The sequence below is a fragment of the Vibrio ichthyoenteri ATCC 700023 genome, from assembly GCF_000222605.1.
Classification (GTDB): Bacteria; Pseudomonadota; Gammaproteobacteria; order Enterobacterales; family Vibrionaceae; genus Vibrio; species Vibrio ichthyoenteri.
Genome location: NZ_AFWF01000092.1, coordinates 84,749 through 102,378, shown reverse-complemented (window position 1 = coordinate 102,378; position 17,630 = coordinate 84,749). Strand labels below are relative to the sequence as shown.

31 protein-coding genes and 2 tRNA genes are annotated in these 17,630 nt (G+C 45.6%); 9 read left to right on the top strand and 24 right to left on the bottom strand.

All coding sequences use genetic code 11. From position 1 onward, the window contains the following. Positions 1-92: 92 nt before the first annotated feature. Positions 93-169 (top strand) — tRNA-Asp (locus RH85_RS08295). Positions 170-204: 35 nt separating this feature from the next. Next, a tRNA-Trp gene (locus RH85_RS08290) sits at positions 205-281 on the top strand. A 70-nt stretch (positions 282-351) separates the two neighbouring features. Here the strand turns inward: RH85_RS08290 and RH85_RS23620 are convergent. From RH85_RS23620 to RH85_RS08195, 23 genes are all read right to left on the bottom strand, one after another. Continuing rightward, positions 352-480: a hypothetical protein gene (locus tag RH85_RS23620; protein ID WP_006711771.1), complete on the bottom strand. Its 129-nt coding sequence runs from the start codon at positions 478-480 to the stop codon at positions 352-354. Further along, positions 473-649 carry a hypothetical protein gene (locus RH85_RS22940; RefSeq protein WP_160162457.1) on the bottom strand — a complete coding sequence of 59 codons (177 nt, stop codon included), beginning with the start codon at positions 647-649 and terminating at the stop codon, positions 473-475. Before RH85_RS22940 ends, RH85_RS23620 begins: the two co-directional genes overlap by 8 nt. Continuing rightward, positions 636-983 (bottom strand): hypothetical protein, encoded by a 348-nt coding sequence (locus RH85_RS08285; protein ID WP_050799184.1) that lies wholly within the window; start codon positions 981-983, stop codon positions 636-638. Before RH85_RS08285 ends, RH85_RS22940 begins: the two co-directional genes overlap by 14 nt. A 102-nt stretch (positions 984-1,085) precedes the next feature. Next, entirely contained in the window at positions 1,086-1,559 is a 474-nt protein-coding gene (locus RH85_RS08280; RefSeq protein ID WP_138956455.1) for a structural protein P5, read from the bottom strand. After that, positions 1,546-2,319 carry a hypothetical protein gene (locus RH85_RS08275; protein WP_050799183.1) on the bottom strand — a complete coding sequence of 258 codons (774 nt, stop codon included), beginning with the start codon at positions 2,317-2,319 and terminating at the stop codon, positions 1,546-1,548. The genes RH85_RS08280 and RH85_RS08275 overlap by 14 nt, the downstream gene beginning before the upstream one ends. Further along, entirely contained in the window at positions 2,319-2,798 is a 480-nt protein-coding gene (locus RH85_RS08270; protein WP_006711765.1) for a tail fiber protein, read from the bottom strand. Before RH85_RS08270 ends, RH85_RS08275 begins: the two co-directional genes overlap by 1 nt. Beyond that, positions 2,798-3,529, bottom strand: a complete 732-nt coding sequence (locus tag RH85_RS08265; protein WP_006711764.1) for a hypothetical protein — start codon at positions 3,527-3,529, stop codon at positions 2,798-2,800. Before RH85_RS08265 ends, RH85_RS08270 begins: the two co-directional genes overlap by 1 nt. After that, positions 3,529-3,981 (bottom strand): hypothetical protein, encoded by a 453-nt coding sequence (locus tag RH85_RS08260; protein WP_006711763.1) that lies wholly within the window; start codon positions 3,979-3,981, stop codon positions 3,529-3,531. Before RH85_RS08260 ends, RH85_RS08265 begins: the two co-directional genes overlap by 1 nt. Before the next feature lie 4 nt (positions 3,982-3,985). Next, positions 3,986-4,366, bottom strand: coding sequence for a hypothetical protein (locus RH85_RS08255; protein ID WP_039948878.1), 381 nt, complete (start codon positions 4,364-4,366; stop codon positions 3,986-3,988). After that, the gene (locus RH85_RS08250; protein WP_006711761.1) at positions 4,353-4,568 is read right to left on the bottom strand and encodes a hypothetical protein; all 216 of its coding nucleotides are present in this window, start codon (positions 4,566-4,568) and stop codon (positions 4,353-4,355) included. Before RH85_RS08250 ends, RH85_RS08255 begins: the two co-directional genes overlap by 14 nt. Further along, positions 4,565-4,747 carry a hypothetical protein gene (locus RH85_RS08245; protein WP_006711760.1) on the bottom strand — a complete coding sequence of 61 codons (183 nt, stop codon included), beginning with the start codon at positions 4,745-4,747 and terminating at the stop codon, positions 4,565-4,567. Before RH85_RS08245 ends, RH85_RS08250 begins: the two co-directional genes overlap by 4 nt. A gap of 9 nt (positions 4,748-4,756) precedes the next feature. Continuing rightward, positions 4,757-5,035 carry a hypothetical protein gene (locus RH85_RS08240; protein ID WP_006711759.1) on the bottom strand — a complete coding sequence of 93 codons (279 nt, stop codon included), beginning with the start codon at positions 5,033-5,035 and terminating at the stop codon, positions 4,757-4,759. A gap of 10 nt (positions 5,036-5,045) precedes the next feature. Next, positions 5,046-5,867, bottom strand: coding sequence for a major capsid protein P2 (locus tag RH85_RS08235; RefSeq protein ID WP_006711758.1), 822 nt, complete (start codon positions 5,865-5,867; stop codon positions 5,046-5,048). 2 nt (positions 5,868-5,869) lie between these two features. After that, positions 5,870-5,995, bottom strand: a complete 126-nt coding sequence (locus RH85_RS23615; RefSeq protein WP_006711757.1) for a hypothetical protein — start codon at positions 5,993-5,995, stop codon at positions 5,870-5,872. Between the two features lie 132 nt (positions 5,996-6,127). Next, a complete protein-coding gene (locus RH85_RS08230) occupies positions 6,128-6,844 on the bottom strand; it encodes a type IV secretory system conjugative DNA transfer family protein (RefSeq protein ID WP_006711756.1) in 717 nt (238 codons plus the stop codon). Next, positions 6,825-7,280, bottom strand: coding sequence for a hypothetical protein (locus RH85_RS08225; RefSeq protein ID WP_006711755.1), 456 nt, complete (start codon positions 7,278-7,280; stop codon positions 6,825-6,827). The genes RH85_RS08230 and RH85_RS08225 overlap by 20 nt, the downstream gene beginning before the upstream one ends. Then, complete coding sequence (locus tag RH85_RS08220; protein WP_006711754.1) at positions 7,281-7,649, bottom strand: hypothetical protein; 369 nt, start codon at positions 7,647-7,649, stop codon at positions 7,281-7,283. It abuts the gene before it with no gap. After that, positions 7,636-7,863, bottom strand: coding sequence for a hypothetical protein (locus RH85_RS08215; protein WP_138956454.1), 228 nt, complete (start codon positions 7,861-7,863; stop codon positions 7,636-7,638). Before RH85_RS08215 ends, RH85_RS08220 begins: the two co-directional genes overlap by 14 nt. A 92-nt stretch (positions 7,864-7,955) precedes the next feature. After that, positions 7,956-9,749, bottom strand: coding sequence for a replication endonuclease (locus RH85_RS08210; RefSeq protein WP_006711752.1), 1,794 nt, complete (start codon positions 9,747-9,749; stop codon positions 7,956-7,958). Beyond that, positions 9,746-9,967 (bottom strand): hypothetical protein, encoded by a 222-nt coding sequence (locus RH85_RS08205; protein WP_006711751.1) that lies wholly within the window; start codon positions 9,965-9,967, stop codon positions 9,746-9,748. Before RH85_RS08205 ends, RH85_RS08210 begins: the two co-directional genes overlap by 4 nt. Beyond that, positions 9,964-10,137, bottom strand: a complete 174-nt coding sequence (locus tag RH85_RS22935) for a hypothetical protein (RefSeq protein ID WP_006711750.1) — start codon at positions 10,135-10,137, stop codon at positions 9,964-9,966. The genes RH85_RS08205 and RH85_RS22935 overlap by 4 nt, the downstream gene beginning before the upstream one ends. A 2-nt stretch (positions 10,138-10,139) precedes the next feature. Continuing rightward, the gene (locus RH85_RS08200; RefSeq protein ID WP_006711749.1) at positions 10,140-10,355 is read right to left on the bottom strand and encodes a crAss001_48 related protein; all 216 of its coding nucleotides are present in this window, start codon (positions 10,353-10,355) and stop codon (positions 10,140-10,142) included. Next, positions 10,355-10,570: a hypothetical protein gene (locus RH85_RS08195; protein WP_006711748.1), complete on the bottom strand. Its 216-nt coding sequence runs from the start codon at positions 10,568-10,570 to the stop codon at positions 10,355-10,357. The genes RH85_RS08200 and RH85_RS08195 overlap by 1 nt, the downstream gene beginning before the upstream one ends. A 98-nt stretch (positions 10,571-10,668) precedes the next feature. Here RH85_RS08195 and RH85_RS08190 point away from each other — a divergent pair, with 98 nt between their 5' ends. The 3 genes from RH85_RS08190 (at position 10,669) to RH85_RS08180 (ending at position 13,529) form a co-directional block, all read left to right on the top strand. Next, the gene (locus RH85_RS08190) at positions 10,669-10,965 is read left to right on the top strand and encodes a helix-turn-helix domain-containing protein (protein ID WP_006711747.1); all 297 of its coding nucleotides are present in this window, start codon (positions 10,669-10,671) and stop codon (positions 10,963-10,965) included. Positions 10,966-11,004: 39 nt separating this feature from the next. Beyond that, a complete protein-coding gene (locus RH85_RS08185) occupies positions 11,005-11,958 on the top strand; it encodes a phage integrase (protein ID WP_006711746.1) in 954 nt (317 codons plus the stop codon). Between the two features lie 806 nt (positions 11,959-12,764). Then, positions 12,765-13,529: a hypothetical protein gene (locus RH85_RS08180; protein WP_006711744.1), complete on the top strand. Its 765-nt coding sequence runs from the start codon at positions 12,765-12,767 to the stop codon at positions 13,527-13,529. A 58-nt stretch (positions 13,530-13,587) separates the two neighbouring features. On the opposite strand, the gene suhB is transcribed toward RH85_RS08180, so the two are convergent. Next, a complete protein-coding gene (gene suhB / locus RH85_RS08175; protein WP_006711743.1) occupies positions 13,588-14,391 on the bottom strand; it encodes an inositol-1-monophosphatase in 804 nt (267 codons plus the stop codon). Between the two features lie 177 nt (positions 14,392-14,568). Here suhB and trmJ point away from each other — a divergent pair, with 177 nt between their 5' ends. The 4 genes from trmJ to iscU all read left to right on the top strand — a co-directional run bounded on the left by trmJ (position 14,569) and on the right by iscU (position 17,595). After that, positions 14,569-15,294, top strand: a complete 726-nt coding sequence (gene trmJ / locus RH85_RS08170; protein ID WP_006711742.1) for a tRNA (cytosine(32)/uridine(32)-2'-O)-methyltransferase TrmJ — start codon at positions 14,569-14,571, stop codon at positions 15,292-15,294. Between the two features lie 118 nt (positions 15,295-15,412). After that, positions 15,413-15,919 (top strand): Fe-S cluster assembly transcriptional regulator IscR, encoded by a 507-nt coding sequence (iscR, locus tag RH85_RS08165; protein WP_039948874.1) that lies wholly within the window; start codon positions 15,413-15,415, stop codon positions 15,917-15,919. Positions 15,920-15,949: 30 nt separating this feature from the next. Further along, positions 15,950-17,164 carry an IscS subfamily cysteine desulfurase gene (locus RH85_RS08160; protein ID WP_006711740.1) on the top strand — a complete coding sequence of 405 codons (1,215 nt, stop codon included), beginning with the start codon at positions 15,950-15,952 and terminating at the stop codon, positions 17,162-17,164. A gap of 50 nt (positions 17,165-17,214) precedes the next feature. Then, positions 17,215-17,595 (top strand): Fe-S cluster assembly scaffold IscU, encoded by a 381-nt coding sequence (gene iscU, locus RH85_RS08155; protein ID WP_006711739.1) that lies wholly within the window; start codon positions 17,215-17,217, stop codon positions 17,593-17,595. The last annotated feature ends 35 nt before the right edge of the window (positions 17,596-17,630 follow it).

Sequence of the window (17,630 nt, the reverse complement as noted above, 5' to 3'; positions counted from 1 at the left end):
GTTTACTTGTTTTCAGATTTTAAAAAAACCTGAAGGCAAAACTAAATAAAGCTACCTAACCATAAGACTTTATTTAGAAAAAATACCACTGCGGAGTGGTAGTTCAGTTGGTTAGAATACCGGCCTGTCACGCCGGGGGTCGCGGGTTCGAGTCCCGTCCACTCCGCCACTTATTCAGAGTTTCAGCTCTTTAAAACTGAAAATAGGGGTGTAGCTCCAATTGGCAGAGCAGCGGATTCCAAATCCGCGTGTTGGGAGTTCGAATCTCTCCACCCCTGCCATATTCTGTGCATTTTTATGCAAATAAAAAAAGCCCACTAGCGATAGTGGGCTTTTTTCTTACCTGTAATATTATTTGCGCTTACGGCGCACTGCCTTGCGTTTGGTTGTTGTGCCTTTTGCTTTAACCACTCGACCACCTTTAGCAAAACGGTAACCTTTCTTTAGTGTACCGTTTGATTTCAAGCCTTCTTTAGCCATTCTGTTTTACCTCTAAAATTGTAATTCGTTTGTCGTGGCCTGTTAGCAGCTCACGTAAAAATTTATTTGATTTGTACATTTGCCAACCAAGGAATGCGATTGCACCTGATTCCATTGTCAGCCCCATTTCAATGGCGTACCGGACAAGAACTAAATCACTTAATGCCACCGCGTCGCCTCGCTATTTCATCTAGTAATAATTGCCGCAACCCAAATGTATCGGCATACACCAGCGCCAACCCGTACCAGTAGTATTCTGGTACAGTCTTTAGCGCCTCAAATCCCTCTGTCACGGTCTGCGCATGCTCTGGAACGAACGCCAACACAAAAGGAAAAGAGGTCACGATTAACAATAAATAATCTTTAACACCTCGGTTTGCCATGCCGGATAAATCTTGCTTTATGATCGCCGTCGTTTTTGCTTCTGCTATACGCTGGCGACTCTCCGACGCACTTGTAAACCAGTTTGCGAGATACGCGCCAATCGCGCCCCACATCCCCATGTTACTTAGTTGCCGTTGTGTGCTTTGAATTGCAGTAAGAAACAGCCACTGCCGCGCCAGCCGCGCTCATCAAAAACACGATAAAGTAATGCTTACCTTTCATTAAATAACTCCCGCCATTTTACAGCCTTTGTTGATATACGAATCCGTGTATGGGTTTACGCCGTTCTCAAACTGAATCATGGCGGTTACCATCGCTGGAATATGTGTTTTGTTCAGGCGCTCCGATACGCCTACACCCATTTTGCTAGCCACAAAATTTGCATAGCCTGCCGTGTGATTTTCACTTGCTGGCGCAAAGCGCTCTAAGATATCAATCACTGAATAACGGTTATGTACCGTCATGTAATTGCTGATTAACTTAGCACCTGCTCGGATGCCATAAACCGACTCACTGAATCGAGCAAATCGACCTTCTGGCTCCACACCTGTTTGACCTTCCCAATCATTGGCCTTGTTGTACTCAATGTTTAGAGGGTTTTTATTTCGAATGCCACGCGGCATCAATTCTTTTCCGCCCATATATAAAAGGACTCCCACTCCGCCGATAACGACGATTGTTTTAATTAATGACAAATTGCGCCCCTTGGAACTCAGGACGTTCACCAAACGGAAAACCATTGCTTTGCGGATAGGTAGAAAGTCGCTTTCTATCTTGTAGCAAAGTCATATATTGCTCTTCCGTTAGTGGTGACGTTCGCAACTCAACCGGATAAGCCTTATCCTTTTCGTATTGGTCGAGACGAGCAAGAACAGAATCAAGCTGTGCGTTTCGCCACTCTCGTTCTTGGCGCTCTTTAAATGGTCGCTCTAGTTCTTGTTGATATAACCAAGTATTCGATGACTCATCCCAAATCGAGAACGGCGCACGTTCAACGGTTGTGTGCGTATTGGGTAGCGGCTCATTAGATTCAATAAAATAATCATCTTGGCCTTGGCCTTGGCCTTGCTTGCTGTAAGCGATACGCCCGATGTTATCAACTTGATAAACCCACTCACCAGCAACCAACTCGACGTAAAATCCCTCTTTTTTTTGCAATGGCTTTTCAAAAGAGATCGCCGCAGACACTTCGAACGGGTAAACGTCAATAACGCATTTATTCGCGTATTGGTCGTAATAGGTGCGACCGATGTAATAAACGGTTTTCACCCACTCACCATCAACAAAATAAGCGCGCTCACTGGCGTTTAGTTCTGGTAGCGGTGTTAGTGTCGATTTCGCTGGCAAGCCTGTATTGGCATAAATCACACACTCTTTTGTTTGGGTGTATTGTCCGTTGCTATCAAAATGATGAACCGCCATAACACGGTCATGTGTTGCAAATTCAAACTTCATTATTCAGCCCTTGTAATACAATTCCAAAGCAGTGAACGAGGGCGAGTTTCAGCCCCAGTTCCTGTGATACGCCCTGTTACGGTCACGGAGTTGGTCGCTCGTCCGCCAGCGTTAACACCTACGGGCTTATGACTACCATTACCCACATACTCACCAAAGTTCACAGCACCATAAGAGTGCGCGTGAGGGTCAGAAGCAAACCCTAACGGCTGTACTGATTGCGCTTGGCGTGTCAATGGCTCGACACCATCACCAGCTACACGAAAATAATCATCACGTGAATCTGGAAGCACACCGCTAGGGTAAACCTTTGCCAACTCAGGATAAGCGGCCTTATCGAACGCTTGGCCTATCATAGGCAAATACCCTTTAGGCACTGACGCCAAAGGCCAATACACCGGAGCACCAATCAAAGCGCCAGCGCTGCCACTCGCCGCGCTAACAACAGGCGTGTTAAGCACCATTAATGGCTGACTCATCAGTAAACCTCCCCAATGTAAACCACATCATTTTGGCGACCCGTAATCACCACATCATTGGTTGCTGGCAATGTCGCAATACCATCCGCTTTCAAGCGCATAAAACCGCACACCACAACCACCCCTTTATTGGCGTCACTCGCCTGGATTAATAACCCTTTGCGCTTAACGTTGCCTAAAATGGTGTGAGTACCGGATGACGTCAGCGCAACATCTTCCAGCGCTCGAACACGACTCACCGTGTCAACCATCTCGACCTTTTGCACTTCGGGCGCATTAGTCAGTCGCACATCCTGTACTAACGGAAAGTTACCCACGTCGATTTCCATCCCTGCTGGAAATTCGACACTTACACCGCCCTGAATCGATACAGGAACAGTCCCAGCCACTTTTACAGGTGCTAACACTTCCGACACATGAACAGGGCTTAAAATGTCCGTGACGGTCACGCCACCTTCCAGCGCCATTCGCTGCTCTCGAATCGATATCGGCGTATCGCTTAACTGGAACTCAACCGTGATTGCTGTATCGTTCTCATTAACCAAAAACATGCGCTTAGTGCGAAAGGCTTCGATGTTCACAATGTCACTGCGCGAAAGCTCAATAGGCGTTAATGAGTCACCTTTAAGCACAACGTTTTGAGTGGCGTTGCGTAGGATTAAAATCAGCGCATTGCGACCGATATCAAACGCATACTCTCCACTAGGTTGTAATGTAATCGTGCGACGCATTATTTCCCCTTGTACGCTTTCATTGTGAACACCATCCCACCGACAACCGCTAGCACAATCATGACCTTAACCAGTGCGTTTGTTTGGCTAGACTGACCACCCGTTAAGGCGCTCTCCATCTTCGCTAACACATCGCTTGTCATGGTGCTGGCAAAGTTCAATGTCTCTTTGTTGTTTGCCGCACCTTGCATAGCAAGGTCTTTCAAGTTGTTATTAGTTGAGGTGACCGTTTCAAGTGCACTTTCTTGGCTGTTTGCCATCGCTTCCAGTGCATTGTTTACCGCTTCCATTGCGCCAGCGACCGCGCCGTGGTCTGTCACGGTTGTATTTATCGTCGAACCACTGACACCGCTGATAATTGTTCCGGCGTTATCACCTTGAACACCGACACTGCCGGACGTGTTTGTGGTGTTATTGGTGGTTGTATTACTTGAACTTGACCCACCGCCCATAGCTCTATAACTCCAAACGGAGCACGAACTCTCCGCACTCTCGAATCTCTACTAACTCAAAAGCCAAGCCGTGTTTATTCAAAAATCTGCACTCGCCTTTGCGTTTCGTGTGAATTCGTATTGTGCTAAATCCGCGCTCTTTTGCTTTGGTGGCGATAAGGGGAGCGCATTCCGCTAACAACCCCTTACCCGTAAACCCAACCACAACCAATTCCAACCCTTCCGAACGCAGCAAACAGATGCTGTAGTCATTAATGCAATAGATATGCTCTGCGCCTTGCGCAACTCGCTCTTTTGCTGTCTCGAAATAGTCACCGAGTGATTGTGAAAGCGACCTAGCGGCTTTTTGCCAACTAATGCGCTTAAATGGTTTACTTCTTACCACGCTTTTTTCGTCCAAATAGAAAGTAGCCAGCGACAAGAACGCCACCGATTAACAACCAAGTCGGCACACCGTTGTTACTGCCAAAATTGACTGTCCCCCCCGTAAAGCCGTTGTTGTTATTGGTCGTGCTTCCTGCTGATGATGGACCACCGCCCAAGTCAGCATTAAAGCCGCCGCCACCTGTATTAATACCCGGTATCACCGCGCCCCCTTAATGGCGATATACGCCCCTGCTGCAACCGCAGCAAACACGGCAAATTTCAAAGCCGCATTACCGGACTGCTCGACGGCATCACCCGTTTGCTCAACGGTATCGCCTGTCGTTTTGACTAAGGCGACCGCACCCACTAACGCAATGGGAATAAGTAAAGGAATTGCCATGCCTTCCCCTTACTTACGAGCAACCAAGAACACCAAGCCACACAACAAAAGCACACCGCCAGCGCCAAACATCACCATTTGTTGCTTTTGCTTCGCTTCATCGATTTGATTTTGCGCGTTGCCTACGCTCGCCCCTGCATTGCCGACACTTCCGGCAGCGTTGCCCACTTGCTCCGCGGCATTTCCGCCAGCACCTGCAATGTTGCCAATACCGTCAAAAATGCCTGTTACCGTATCGGTCACGCCACCAACTACCCCGTTGATTGAATCTAAAATCGAATCAAACATGGCTTACCCCTTACTTTTTAGTGAAGAGATCAGGACGCACGACTTCGGTTGACTCAATCAAAATAGGAATGTTAGACACACCCTTGCTGCACGTTACGCGGAACTTCAATTCGTTAGCGTGTAGCGTTGGGAAACCGTAGCCAGCCAAGAAACCGCGCTGAATAGGGTTAAACACGTACATACCTGCAATTGGTGTGCATTCGTTTTGACGCAACATGTAATCGTTGATCTCTTTCGGCGCTTTGAACTCTTCCACGTAGTCACGTTTGATTTCTAGCTCGGTGACCGCGTCAGACTTAAAGAACATGCGACGAATAAAGCGGTATGGCGCACTGACTAGATTGTCAAAGTCGTTATCACCAATCGCACCCGCCTGCATTGACTGGTAAGTCATGCGAGGTAAGAAAATGCGCGTCGCTTGTGCATCACTCACAACCGCATGAATTTCAATTTGTGGCGCTGTTTGGCCTTCTTTAGCCGCACCCACTGAAATTTCCAGAAGAATAGAGTCGTTACGCTCGGTAACAAACGCGCTGTTAGTGATACCGCCTTGTTCACGTAGGGATGTATCAGAGAACGGAACAACAAAAATACCGTCTACGATTGGTTCGCCTTTGTGCTCTTGAACCATCACAAGGTCTGTACCGTTTGGCGTATAGATAGCTTCGTCGTTTAGAGTCAGCTTGATTTCTTTTAGCTGCTCTTTGCTTAAGTTGGTTTTGATGATTAACGATTCGTACGTTAGGCCAGTTGGAATGATTAACGATGCGATACCGTCAAACGTTAGACCTGACATTGAAGTCATTTTTTTAATGCGTGCGTGAATCGTCATGATTAGTCATCCAAACCTAGTGGATGCTTAAGAGACTCAAGCGCATCAAAGTTATGCACCGCGTACATAACACCCATCATGGCCACAACTGACCATGCGATAATTTTAAAGTCGCCTTTCTTTGGCATTTGAGATTACCTCTGTGTTTGTGTTTCTAAGAGGCACTTACTGTAGGGTAGGGAAATGGTATCGAGGCAAGCAAAAAAAACGCCTTATACCTAAAGGTATAAAGCGTTCAGAAGTTTGATTTAAGTCACTTTTTAAGCCGCGAATTTCGTTTTGAAATTCAGCTTTCCGCGCTTGTAGTTAGTTTTGTGTCCGGGCAATTTAATAATATATTCCAGTTGAACAAGGCTTTTGATTTCTTCAAAGGGGACGCCTGTCTCCTCTGCAAGATAAGCGGCATCCTTGTCACGTTCCTGCATACCAATCCATTTATAAGTACTATTCCCGATAATTGTTTTAGGTACTTCCTGCCCTCGTTGAAATAGGGTTGATACCACTAACCCAAACTTACGCCCCACACTGATTAAGTTACCTAGATACCCATCCGCTTTAGCATTGCCTTGGCAGAACTGCGCAACCTCTTCGAGAACACAATGCAGCTTCTTGCGATGTTTACCATCACCCAATGACCACACCACACCGCAGAACAAATCAAAGTCACGCTGTTTCGCTACAGGCGGCGTGTAAGCAATCTTAAATCCCTTAGTGGTTTTTCGACCTATTGCCGCCGCTCGATGAAAGTCCCCGATGGTATTACACACCGTGACCGCCTGACCTTTAAATGCGCCGTGGTAGTCTCCGTATGGGTCAAAAAATAACACTTGGTCAGTCGCTTTAATGCGGTTAAGTAGCTTAAGGGCGGAAGTCTTCCCACCCTCAGACGTTGCCACATAAAACCCATGCTCATTGCGATGTGAGTTATTGGCGTTTTTAGGCATAGGAAACGCAACGCTAAGCGGCTTCTTTGCCATCTTCGCCCCCTTGCGCCTGCGCTTTGGCCTGTAGTTCTAACTGCGCTTTAATGGATAAATGCTGCTGATAAATACCATATCCGATACCTGCCAAAGTCATACCCAGCTCAATCTCTTCACGCCATTTAGCCAAGAACTCAGGCGCGGTAATATCGTACTTATTCGCAACCGCTTCGACCTTTGGCGATATGGTATCGATAGCTTCGGTTGGAATGGTTAAATATGGGTTCTTAAGTACTACCTGCGAGGCCTTCTCAAAACCTTTCATTAGCACAGTGGTGCACATGGCAATTTCTTGCGCGCCTAGTGCGTCACTTTGCGGCTCAAGTTCACCAGCTTGCGCGGTTTCTTCTGGCGTATCGATAGCATCAAGCTGCGCCGATAGTGCTAATTCTTCCTCGCTTAGCTCCCAGTCTTTAGTCGTTGGCTCAGTCATTTATGCCACCTTACGCGCAAGCGCCCCAAGACCGACAACCGTTAGCAAAATAGCGCCACCAATAGCCCAACCGGACACGCTTTTTTCACTCGGTGGAAGTGGCTCGGATATATCATCCGATACTATATCGGATACTATTTCCGGCTCTGGTGTTAATGGTATTTCTGGCTCTGCTTTTTCGGTTAACGCGTCAAGTGACTCGACCATATGATTACGGATGTATTCTTGGCGCTTTGGTAAATGACTTTGGTCAGTACCGCACTCAGGACAAACTACATACAACTTGCCCGTTCGCTTTCCTTCAGCTTCCATCACTTTCGCGGGACTTTGGCAGCATGAGCAAACTAAATAACCCTTATGAATTGGCATGAGCGATACCTCCCTGTAGTTCTTTGATTTGCTGCTTTAGCGTTTCAATCTCTTGAACAACGGTTTGATTAAACTCATTCTGAAAGCCAGCAAGCTGCTCCACTGGCTCAAGTTGTTGCGCCGCAGGTCTAGTGACAAAGCCACTTAGCATATTGGTGCGAGTGGCTTTAAGTTCATTGAACTTATCCACCATTTTCGATAGTAATTCTTTCAAAAGTATTCCCCTGTCTCTCGACGTTAGAAAAAGCCCCTGTTTCACAACGTTGGCAATGGATTAATAAACGGCCTCTGTCTCACGACGTTGACCTAGTAAGTAACCAAACGGTTATTTTTCCAAGCGACCGATTGATAACGGTCAATAGGAACTTTTGCACCACGTAACAGTGGTGCGATGAGGCACTGAACTCCCTGATAACTCCAACCTGTTAGCGTCATTAACGCTTCTGATAGACCCGAGTTACAGTTATTTTCAGTGCTCCAAGACAAGCCGCTCCGCGTCTTTTTAAGATCAAAAGCAAGACGTGAAACGTCCTTTTTCAAAACGAGAGCGTATTGCGCTTTGCAGGTTTCGACGATTTCGCCTAGCCATGAAAACCCAATCACACGGCGCGTTGTTTCGCCGTACTTGCCTAAATCGGTTTCGTATTCAATTGATGCATTCTTTGCAAGCTCACAGAACAGCCTCCAACGCGAGTTATCCGCCGCCTGACGTAATTCCTCTAGTTGTTCATCAAAGGCCGTATCTGTCGCATCTGCGCGGCGCAATTGACGCCATAAGCTGACCGATGGAGAGCCGAACGCCTGAAACTGGCGAATACGATGTGTAGACGCCCAAGCGCGGACGCGGTACGCGCTTTCTTCGGCTTCGGTCTCTGGCATGTGTTTGCCGTTGATATTCTTAGATATGTATTTAGCGATGTAAGCCGTTGCGCCACCTTGTGACGGGTCAGCGTATTTAACGGTAAATCTAGGTGAAATATCGTCGCCTAACTCTGCGCGGTCTTCTTCAATCGCCACTTCACGCAAATGAAAAACTAAAGCCTTGATTTGATTCTTAGGGCAGAACAAGAACATGTGAGCATGAGAGCAACCGTCTTTGTGCGGCTCAGCCACACGAAAACCAAAGTAATCAATCTCGCATTTAGCCAAACGAGCGCGGGCACGCTTCCATTGGTTCATTAGATTCTGATGACCTTCTTTGACGGTCGCGCCGTTCCACTTATGGGAATTAGGGTGATATTTACTTGGTAGTGTCCAGTTAACAAACACGCCCTCATAACCTAAATCTAGTGCGCGTTCTTCGTTACCACGAGATCGCACCATCATTTCGATGCGGCGATTTTCAGGGTTAGCGGTTGTGCGTTTGATCACTTCGTCAAGATTGAAGACTTCGCCCGTTTCGACATTCATCACCGCCATAGCCTCGATATAATCAAGGGCTTCGCGCTGCTTAGTCTTCCAATTGGCAAAGGAAACGGCTGACACGTATTTACGTTGATTCGCTTTCTTACCCACTCGACCCATAGCGATTTGTGCGTACTCGATGTATTGAGCGCGTAAGAAAAGGAACTTGCGCATCATCCAATCAGGACAAATACAACGACGAATAGCGATTTCAATTTCGCGCTCTGCTTCTTGGTCTGAATCAAACTTTTTCTTTAGGCTAGGCGCAACAATGCACACGTCACCTAACGATTCACGGATAAGCGAAAAGGCCGCTTGTAGCACATCAAGGTAAGTGCGTTTTTCGCTTTCGGAATCATCCTGCCATTGCAGCGAGTCAATAATACCAACGTGCTTTTGCATAAGCTGACCGCAAAGCATTTCAAGGCTAGAGTCACACATCAAAATATGATGGTCTAAACCCATTAGGCCTGTTGGTTTACGATGACCGGCACGAGTTTCCGCAAAGCGAAATTTATCTTCGATAAGCGGTGCACTCTTAAGTGCTTTCTTGATAAGAATATCTTGGAATTTTGACAGGTTCGCAAAAGTAGCCTTTGCGCGTTTTTTGCGTAGGCCAACTTGGTACTCAATATCGTTACGAACGATAACGGGCAGTTTTGAATAAAACTGCGCCGCTAGTGTGGTAGGTATCATTTAACTCTCTCAGGAATTGCTAGAGCAAAGGTTTGAAAAACGACGTTGTCGAATTTGACTCCAAATGATTCGAGTTCAGAACGACTAAGAAAGGCAATAAGTTGCTCTTGGCCATAAAACTTAATACCAAGGTCGCACACTTCAATCTCTTCAAACCACACGGCTAACGCAGGAACATTGAGTCTAAAACCTGATTCAATTTTGCTTATTTTTATCATTTCATCGACTCCATAAATCTTTGTGCTCTGGCTTGTGCGCCACGCTTCATTTCGACTTGACCACGACGACTAAAACGGTAATCGCTACCGCTTTGCTTTTGTGCGCGGTAGCCATTAGGAAAGTGTTTCGCCTTGATGCTTTCAAGGATTGATAAACCCTTCTCAGTCATGATTAACGACCTCTTTCACCGTCTACACTTGCAACAATGCGATCGGAAAGCGTGTCGTAATAACCATTCATATATTCAAGCTGAACAATCAAGCGTACTTTCTCGCGGCGGTCTAGTGTTTCGAATTCGTCACTTTCAGTGATAAACGCACTTAGCTTTAAGATCTTGTCTTCTAGTTGGTTCGCTTCTTCGTTCATGCGCTCAATGCGGTTTTTCATTACTGATTCCCTTCTTGTGATAGGTCAGAAAACACAAGCTCACCGCGTAACATGCGGTCAGTTAAATTCACGCAATCCACATAACGAACCGAGCCGTGACGTAGGTTGGTAACTTCTGGAATCTCGCCCAAATCCATACGCGCCTTGATTTGCTTAACGCCCATTTTGGATATACGGGAGTACTCCGCAGCAGTCATAAACTGAACAATTAACATGTGATACACTCCCACATTGGTTTATATCGGTTTCTACTAGTGTGCGCCGTTCGGCGTACGATGTGGATACTACTCCGAAGGGCGTATAGGGGTCAAGCATGGAATTGGGAAAAAAAATCAAGGCAATAAGAATTGCAGAAGGGCTTAGTCAGCCAGAAATGGCACAACTTGTTGATATTCCAGTTGGAACACTGAGAAACCATGAACAAGAAAGGAAAGGTTTAAAGGCTGAAAATTTGACAAAAATCACAAGTAATAAGCGTTTCCAAAAATACACCTTTTGGTTAATGACTGGTGAAACCCTTCCCAAGTCTGGGCAGATTAGTCCGGATTTTTCTATCCTATTAGAACTCGGCATTGTCGAAGACGATGCAATCAATCAAAAGAGGGCTTAACCCTTTGTTTTGTTAAGTTTTACGCATGGGGAAAGTTGAATGATTGTTACAAATGAAAGTGGCTTTTTTTCAAGCTATGCGCCTGAACAAGTGTTCACCAGAAAGCGCGATGCGGCGCAATTAGATAAGCGACTCGAACTGCAATCTAAACGTGAAAACGTCAACAAAGATTATCGGACGCTTGATGAACTGATCGCCATTTGGTACCGAATGCATGGCAAAACACTAAGCGACCATATACGGCTTAGAAAACTGCTATACCGAATATCTGAAAGCCTAGGCAATCCAATAGGCAGCGATTTGACTAGTGAAATGTTCGCTAAGTACCGCGAGAAACGCACACTAGAGGTCAGCCTCAAGACTGTTAACCGCGAGCACTCCTATTTACGTGCGGTGTTTAATGAACTGGATAGGCTAGGGGTGATCACCTTTGATAACCCACTAACGAAAATACGCCAGTTTCGAGAGTCAGAATGTGAGTTGAGATTCTTGAGCCATGACGAAATAACTAGACTGCTAGAGCAGTGCAGAAAGTCAACGAACAAATCATTAATACACCTTGTTAAGATTTGTTTGGCTACTGGTGCGCGCTGGGGCGAGGCTGAGAACTTGAAGCCCTCACAAATTGCCAACGGTCAAATAACGTACCTAAATACGAAATCAAAGAAAAACAGAACAGTGCCAATAAACGAAATACTATTTAACGAACTAATGGACGTTGAGCCGTATTCAAACAACCGTAAGTTCATAGGTGCGCTTGCAGCTTTTAGGTCGGCACTAGCAAGGGCTGAAATTGATTTACCAGCAGGGCAGAATACGCACGTATTACGGCACACCTTTGCAAGCCATTACGTTATGGGCGGCGGTAACATTGTGAAGCTACGGGACGTGCTAGGCCACAAGGAAATAACCACCACAATGCGCTATGCACACTTAGCCCCTGACCATTTAGAGGACGCCTTAAAACTTAATCCTTTGAATATGCATCAATAGCAAAAAAGTATGCAGTCGATTTTTAGAGGCTTAACCTTGGTTAGGCTTCTTTTTTGTCTGAAATATAGAACAGGTGAACATAGTAGAACCTAAGACAACCCGATAAGTGATTTTTTGAAACTGTAAGTTATTGTTTTTAAATGCTGATATGAAGGTTTCCAAATCCGCGTGTTGGGAGTTCGAATCTCTCCACCCCTGCCATATACTAAGCCTCAGCAGAAATGCTGGGGCTTTTTTACGTCTGTATTTTATAGTTTTTCGCCAATTGGTAGAGCAGCGGATTCCCCTGATACAAAATAGCGCGTGTTGGGCGAAGCTTTCGAATCTCTCCCACCCCTGCCATATACTAAGCCTCAGCAGAAATGCTGGGGCTTTTTTACGTCTGCACGTTATAGTTTTTCGCCAATTGGCAGAGCAGCGGATTCCCCTGATACAAAATAGCGCGTGTTGGGGCGAAGAGTTCGAATCTCTCCCCCCCTGCCATATATTAAGCCTCAGAGAAATACTGGGGCTTTTTTACGTCTGTATTTTGTGGTGTGTTTGAGAGTATCTCGTTTCGATATACGATGATGTTCAGCCTCTTCTATGCTTCACGTTGAAGAAGCGATCTCAAACCTGTACTTTTAATTCTATATTCCAAACGAGCGCTTCTCGCCTCTCAATTCTCAACTCTAAAAACTCCTGCTCTTCTCCCGCAACAACCCGTAACATTTCTCCTTTGCAGCCTAAAACTGCCCTGACATTCACTGAAGTTCCACTGACATTGGTTGTTTATCATACAGGCAGTTTAAGAAAAGAGGTGTCCTATGAAATTCAACACTAAGCTAGTTCTAACATCACTTATCTCTGTCCCTTTGCTAGCGGGTTGTGTCACTCCAGGAGAAGATGATCCTAATGCTGCAACCAAGCAAGGGGCTGTTGGAGGTGCACTGTTAGGGTTAACTTTAGGCGCGTTGACAGGGGAATCGGATCTAGCCGTTAAGGGAGCATTAGCTGGAGGCGTCGCTGGCGGGGTAGCTGGTGCAGGCCAAGATCTACAGAGTAATCGTGATAATATCCGTCATGATAGTCGTAATGACGCTATTGTTGGAATTGCAAGTACCGGTCAAAAAAACGCAGAATCACAGCAAAACTGGCAGCAGTTGGAAAATTTTGTTGGTGAATGGAACGTCAATATTCAAAATCATATCGTTTCGATTGATCATCAGCAAATCACCGCGACAGGTAGCCTTAAATCACTTTCTTCAGCGGATGTGAATATTACTAGTCAAAATGGGCTAAAACTAAGTGGAGCATTCCACTACGATCAGGCTAATGGGTATCAAATGCAGATTGATAACCAAGCGAAAGGAGTATCAGTGGGCTTTGTTGGTGAGTCGTTGGAGAGCGGCAATAAAGTGTCGTTTTATCCCACTAATGTTGATGATGTCATTTATGCTGATATCCCCTCAGCAAACGTTCGTTTGGAGTTGAGTTTTATCGGCAACCAAGTTTGGTTGATTGACAGTTATGCTCACGTCGAAGGTAAAGAGCAGAAACTGCAAACCTTCAGATTTACCCGAATTAGCTAATAAAAAAGCCCCGCTCAATGAGCGGGGCTTTTTGTATATTCAGATATAAAGGCTGCTATTATTTAAGCATTGCCGCATTACCGTTTTCACGGATGTGCTTAAGAATACCTTTAACGCCACGAGCACTTGAAGCAACGATGTTGCCAGAAGTCATGTAGTCAGTACCGCCAGCAAAGTCAGTTACGATTGCGCCAGCTTCACGAGCGATAAGCTCACCTGCTGCCATATCCCAAGGTTTTAGACCTAGTTCGAAGTAACCATCAACACGGTTTGCCGCTAGGTAACAAAGATCTAGAGCAGCAGAGCCTGTACGACGGAAATCTGCACAGTCAACAAATAGAGCAGACATGATCTTGAAGTAAGATTCAGAATGCTGCTTCTGTTTGAATGGGAAACCTGTTGCCAGGATAGTACCTTGTAGATCTTTTACTTGTTTAACGCGGATACGTGCGTTGTTCAGCTGAGCGCCAGAACCACGTTGAGCGGTAAATAGTTCGTTAAGCATTGGATCGTACACACAAGCTACCTCAGTACGGCCTTTTAGGCGAACTGCGATAGATACAGAGAAGTGTGGTAGACCTTTAACGAAGTTAGACGTGCCATCCAGTGGGTCGATGATCCATTGTACTTCTTTATCGCGACCTTCAATTAGGCCATTTTCTTCAGCAACGATACAGTGGTCTGGGTAAGACGCTTTGATTGTATCGATGATCAGTGCTTCTGCTTCTTTGTCTACGTTAGTAACAAAGTCGTTCGTGCCTTTTAGAGTCGATTCAATCTTCTCAGCATTTTCAAGTGATTTGGCAATATGGTTGCCAGCTTTTCGTGCAGCACGAATAGCGATATTAAGCATTGGATGCATACTAATTTCCCAACGGATGTTAAAGAACAGAAAAACGTCCGGAAGTATAACAGAATAAATCGGAAAGGGAAGTGGTTAAATTTCGTACTATCAAATCGACGGGTTGAATCCCTACGACCATTTTTCTTTCCAGTGTGATAATATCTCGCAGCTTTATAACGCGATAGGTAATCAGTCATGCTCAACAACGTCAAAGTGGTCTTAGTTGGCACTTCTCATTCCGGAAACATTGGCTCAGCAGCGCGAGCAATGAAGGTGATGGGGTTAACGAATATGGTCTTGGTTGACCCTCAATGCGAGGTCGACGACCAAGCTGTTGCACTGGCCGCTGGCGCGAGTGACATAGCCCTAAATGCGCAAATTTATCCAACCTTAGAAGAGGCGGTTTCTGACTGCTCATTAGTGGTTGGCTCAAGCGCTCGTTCACGCACGTTAGATTGGCCAATGCTTGAGCCACGAGAGTGTGGTGAAAAATGTGTAGAGGAAGGTCGTTCTGCGAATGTAGCGATTGTTTTTGGTCGTGAACGTACTGGTTTAACCAACGATGAATTACAGACATGTCATTACCATGTTTGTATTCCTGCTAACCCTGAATACAGTTCACTGAATCTTGCGATGGCGGTACAAACGATCAGTTATGAAATTCGTGTTGCCCACCTTGATCAAGAGCAACGTGGTTACCCGGAAGCTGAGATTCCAGAATATCCTCGTCACAAAGAACTAGAAATGCTTTATCAGCACCTTGAAAAAGTGATGGTTGATACCCAATTTATCTCTGAAGACCAACCGAACAAAGTCGTGAATAAACTGCGTCGTTTGTTTAGTCGTGCACGTCCAGAACAGCAAGAGATTAATATCTTGCGTGGGATATTAACGGCGGTTGAAAAATCGATTCAACGCTAATATTACGCATTGCCTATCTTCCAGTAATACCTGACTAAAATGGTCAAATAAATACTTGACCATTTTAGTCAGGTATGAAAAAATTGTTACCACATGAACAATGTGGATATGGTGTTATATGAGACTTACATCTAAAGGAAGATACGCAGTTACGGCTATGCTAGATGTGGCGCTACACTCTCAGCAAAACCCTGTACCGCTTGCCGATATTTCTGAGCGACAAGGCATTTCTCTGTCGTACTTAGAGCAACTGTTTTCTAAATTACGTAAAGCAGGTTTAGTTGCGAGTGTTCGTGGACCTGGTGGTGGTTATCGCCTTGGTGATGATGCGCAAAATATCGCTATTGGTACGGTAATCGCGGCAGTAGATGAGTCTGTTGACGCAACTAAATGCAACGGTAAAGGTGATTGCCAAGGTGGTACACGCTGCCTCACTCACACATTGTGGCGAGACCTCAGTTCGCGTATTAGTGACTTTCTGAACAACATCACCCTAGGTGAGTTGATGAAAGACAACGAAGTCCTCGAAATTTCCGACCGACAAGACCTAGATCTTGCGGTAAACCATAGCTTAACCAATCGCGACTCTTTGAGTGCGGCTATGGGAATAAATGTCCGCTCTTAAGCGGTCAGTAAGTTTACATTGGAGTAAAGAATGAAACTGCCGATTTATCTTGATTATTCTGCTACTTGCCCTGTTGATCCGCGAGTTGCTGAAAAGATGGTTCAGTGCCTGACGATGGATGGTACGTTTGGTAACCCTGCGTCACGATCACACCGTTACGGTTGGCAAGCCGAAGAGGCAGTCGACAATGCTCGCGAACAAATCGCTGAGCTGCTAAACGCAGACCCTCGTGAAATCGTATTTACTTCTGGCGCGACTGAGTCTGATAACTTAGCCATCAAAGGCGCTGCGCATTTCTATGCGAAGAAAGGTAAACACGTAATTACCTGCAAAACAGAACATAAAGCGGTACTCGATCCTTGTCGTCAACTAGAACGTGAAGGTTTTGAAGTGACTTACTTAGCGCCTGAAGCAAATGGCCTAGTAGACCTAGATAAGCTGCAAGCAGCGATGCGTGAAGATACGGTTTTGGTTTCTATCATGCACGTGAACAACGAAATCGGTGTTATCCAAGATATCGCAGCGATTGGTGAACTATGTCGCGAACGTAAGATCATCTTCCACGTTGATGCTGCACAATCTGCTGGTAAAGTTACGATTGATGTACAAGAGATGAAAGTAGACCTAATCTCATTGTCTGCGCATAAAGCGTATGGCCCTAAAGGCATTGGCGCATTGTATGTTCGTCGTAAACCACGTATTCGTCTAGAAGCGCAAATGCACGGTGGCGGTCATGAACGTGGTTTCCGTTCGGGCACGCTAGCGACCCACCAAATTGTTGGCATGGGTGAAGCTTTCCGCATTGCGAAAGAAGATCTACAAAAAGATTACGATCATGCTTTAGCTCTTCGTGACCGTTTATTTAATGGTGTGAAAGATCTAGAAGCGGTAACGGTAAATGGTGATTTTGATCAGCGCGTACCCCACAACCTAAACATCAGCTTTGCTTTTGTTGAAGGTGAATCATTACTGATGTCGTTGAAAGATCTTGCTGTTTCATCAGGCAGTGCGTGTACATCAGCAAGCCTAGAGCCATCATATGTTCTTCGTGCTCTTGGCCTGAATGATGAGTTGGCACACAGCTCAGTTCGTTTTTCATTCGGTCGTTTCACGACAGAAGAAGAAGTGGACTATGCAATTGAACAAATCCGTGTAGCAGTAAATAAGCTACGCGACATGTCTCCTCTATGGGATATGTACAAGGAAGGGATCGACTTAAACACGGTTGAGTGGGCACACCACTAATCAGTTTGCGTCCCAATTGATGTAGATGTAGAGGATTCGAGGTAGATATTATGGCGTACAGCGAAAAAGTAATTGATCATTATGAGAACCCACGTAACGTTGGTTCTTTTGATAAAGAAGATCCAGCAGTAGGTAGCGGCATGGTTGGTGCTCCTGCATGTGGTGATGTTATGAAGCTTCAAATTAAAGTAACACCGGAAGGTATTATCGAAGATGCGAAGTTTAAAACTTATGGTTGTGGTAGTGCGATTGCTTCAAGCTCATTGGTAACTGAATGGGTTAAAGGTAAGTCAATCGACGAAGCAGCAGCAATTAAGAACTCAGAAATTGCCGAAGAGCTTGAACTTCCACCAGTGAAAGTTCACTGCTCAATCCTAGCGGAAGATGCAATTAAAGCAGCAGTTGCTGACTATAAGAAGAAACATCAGTAAACTCGACTTTGTCATGATGGGAGTTCGTCTCCCAT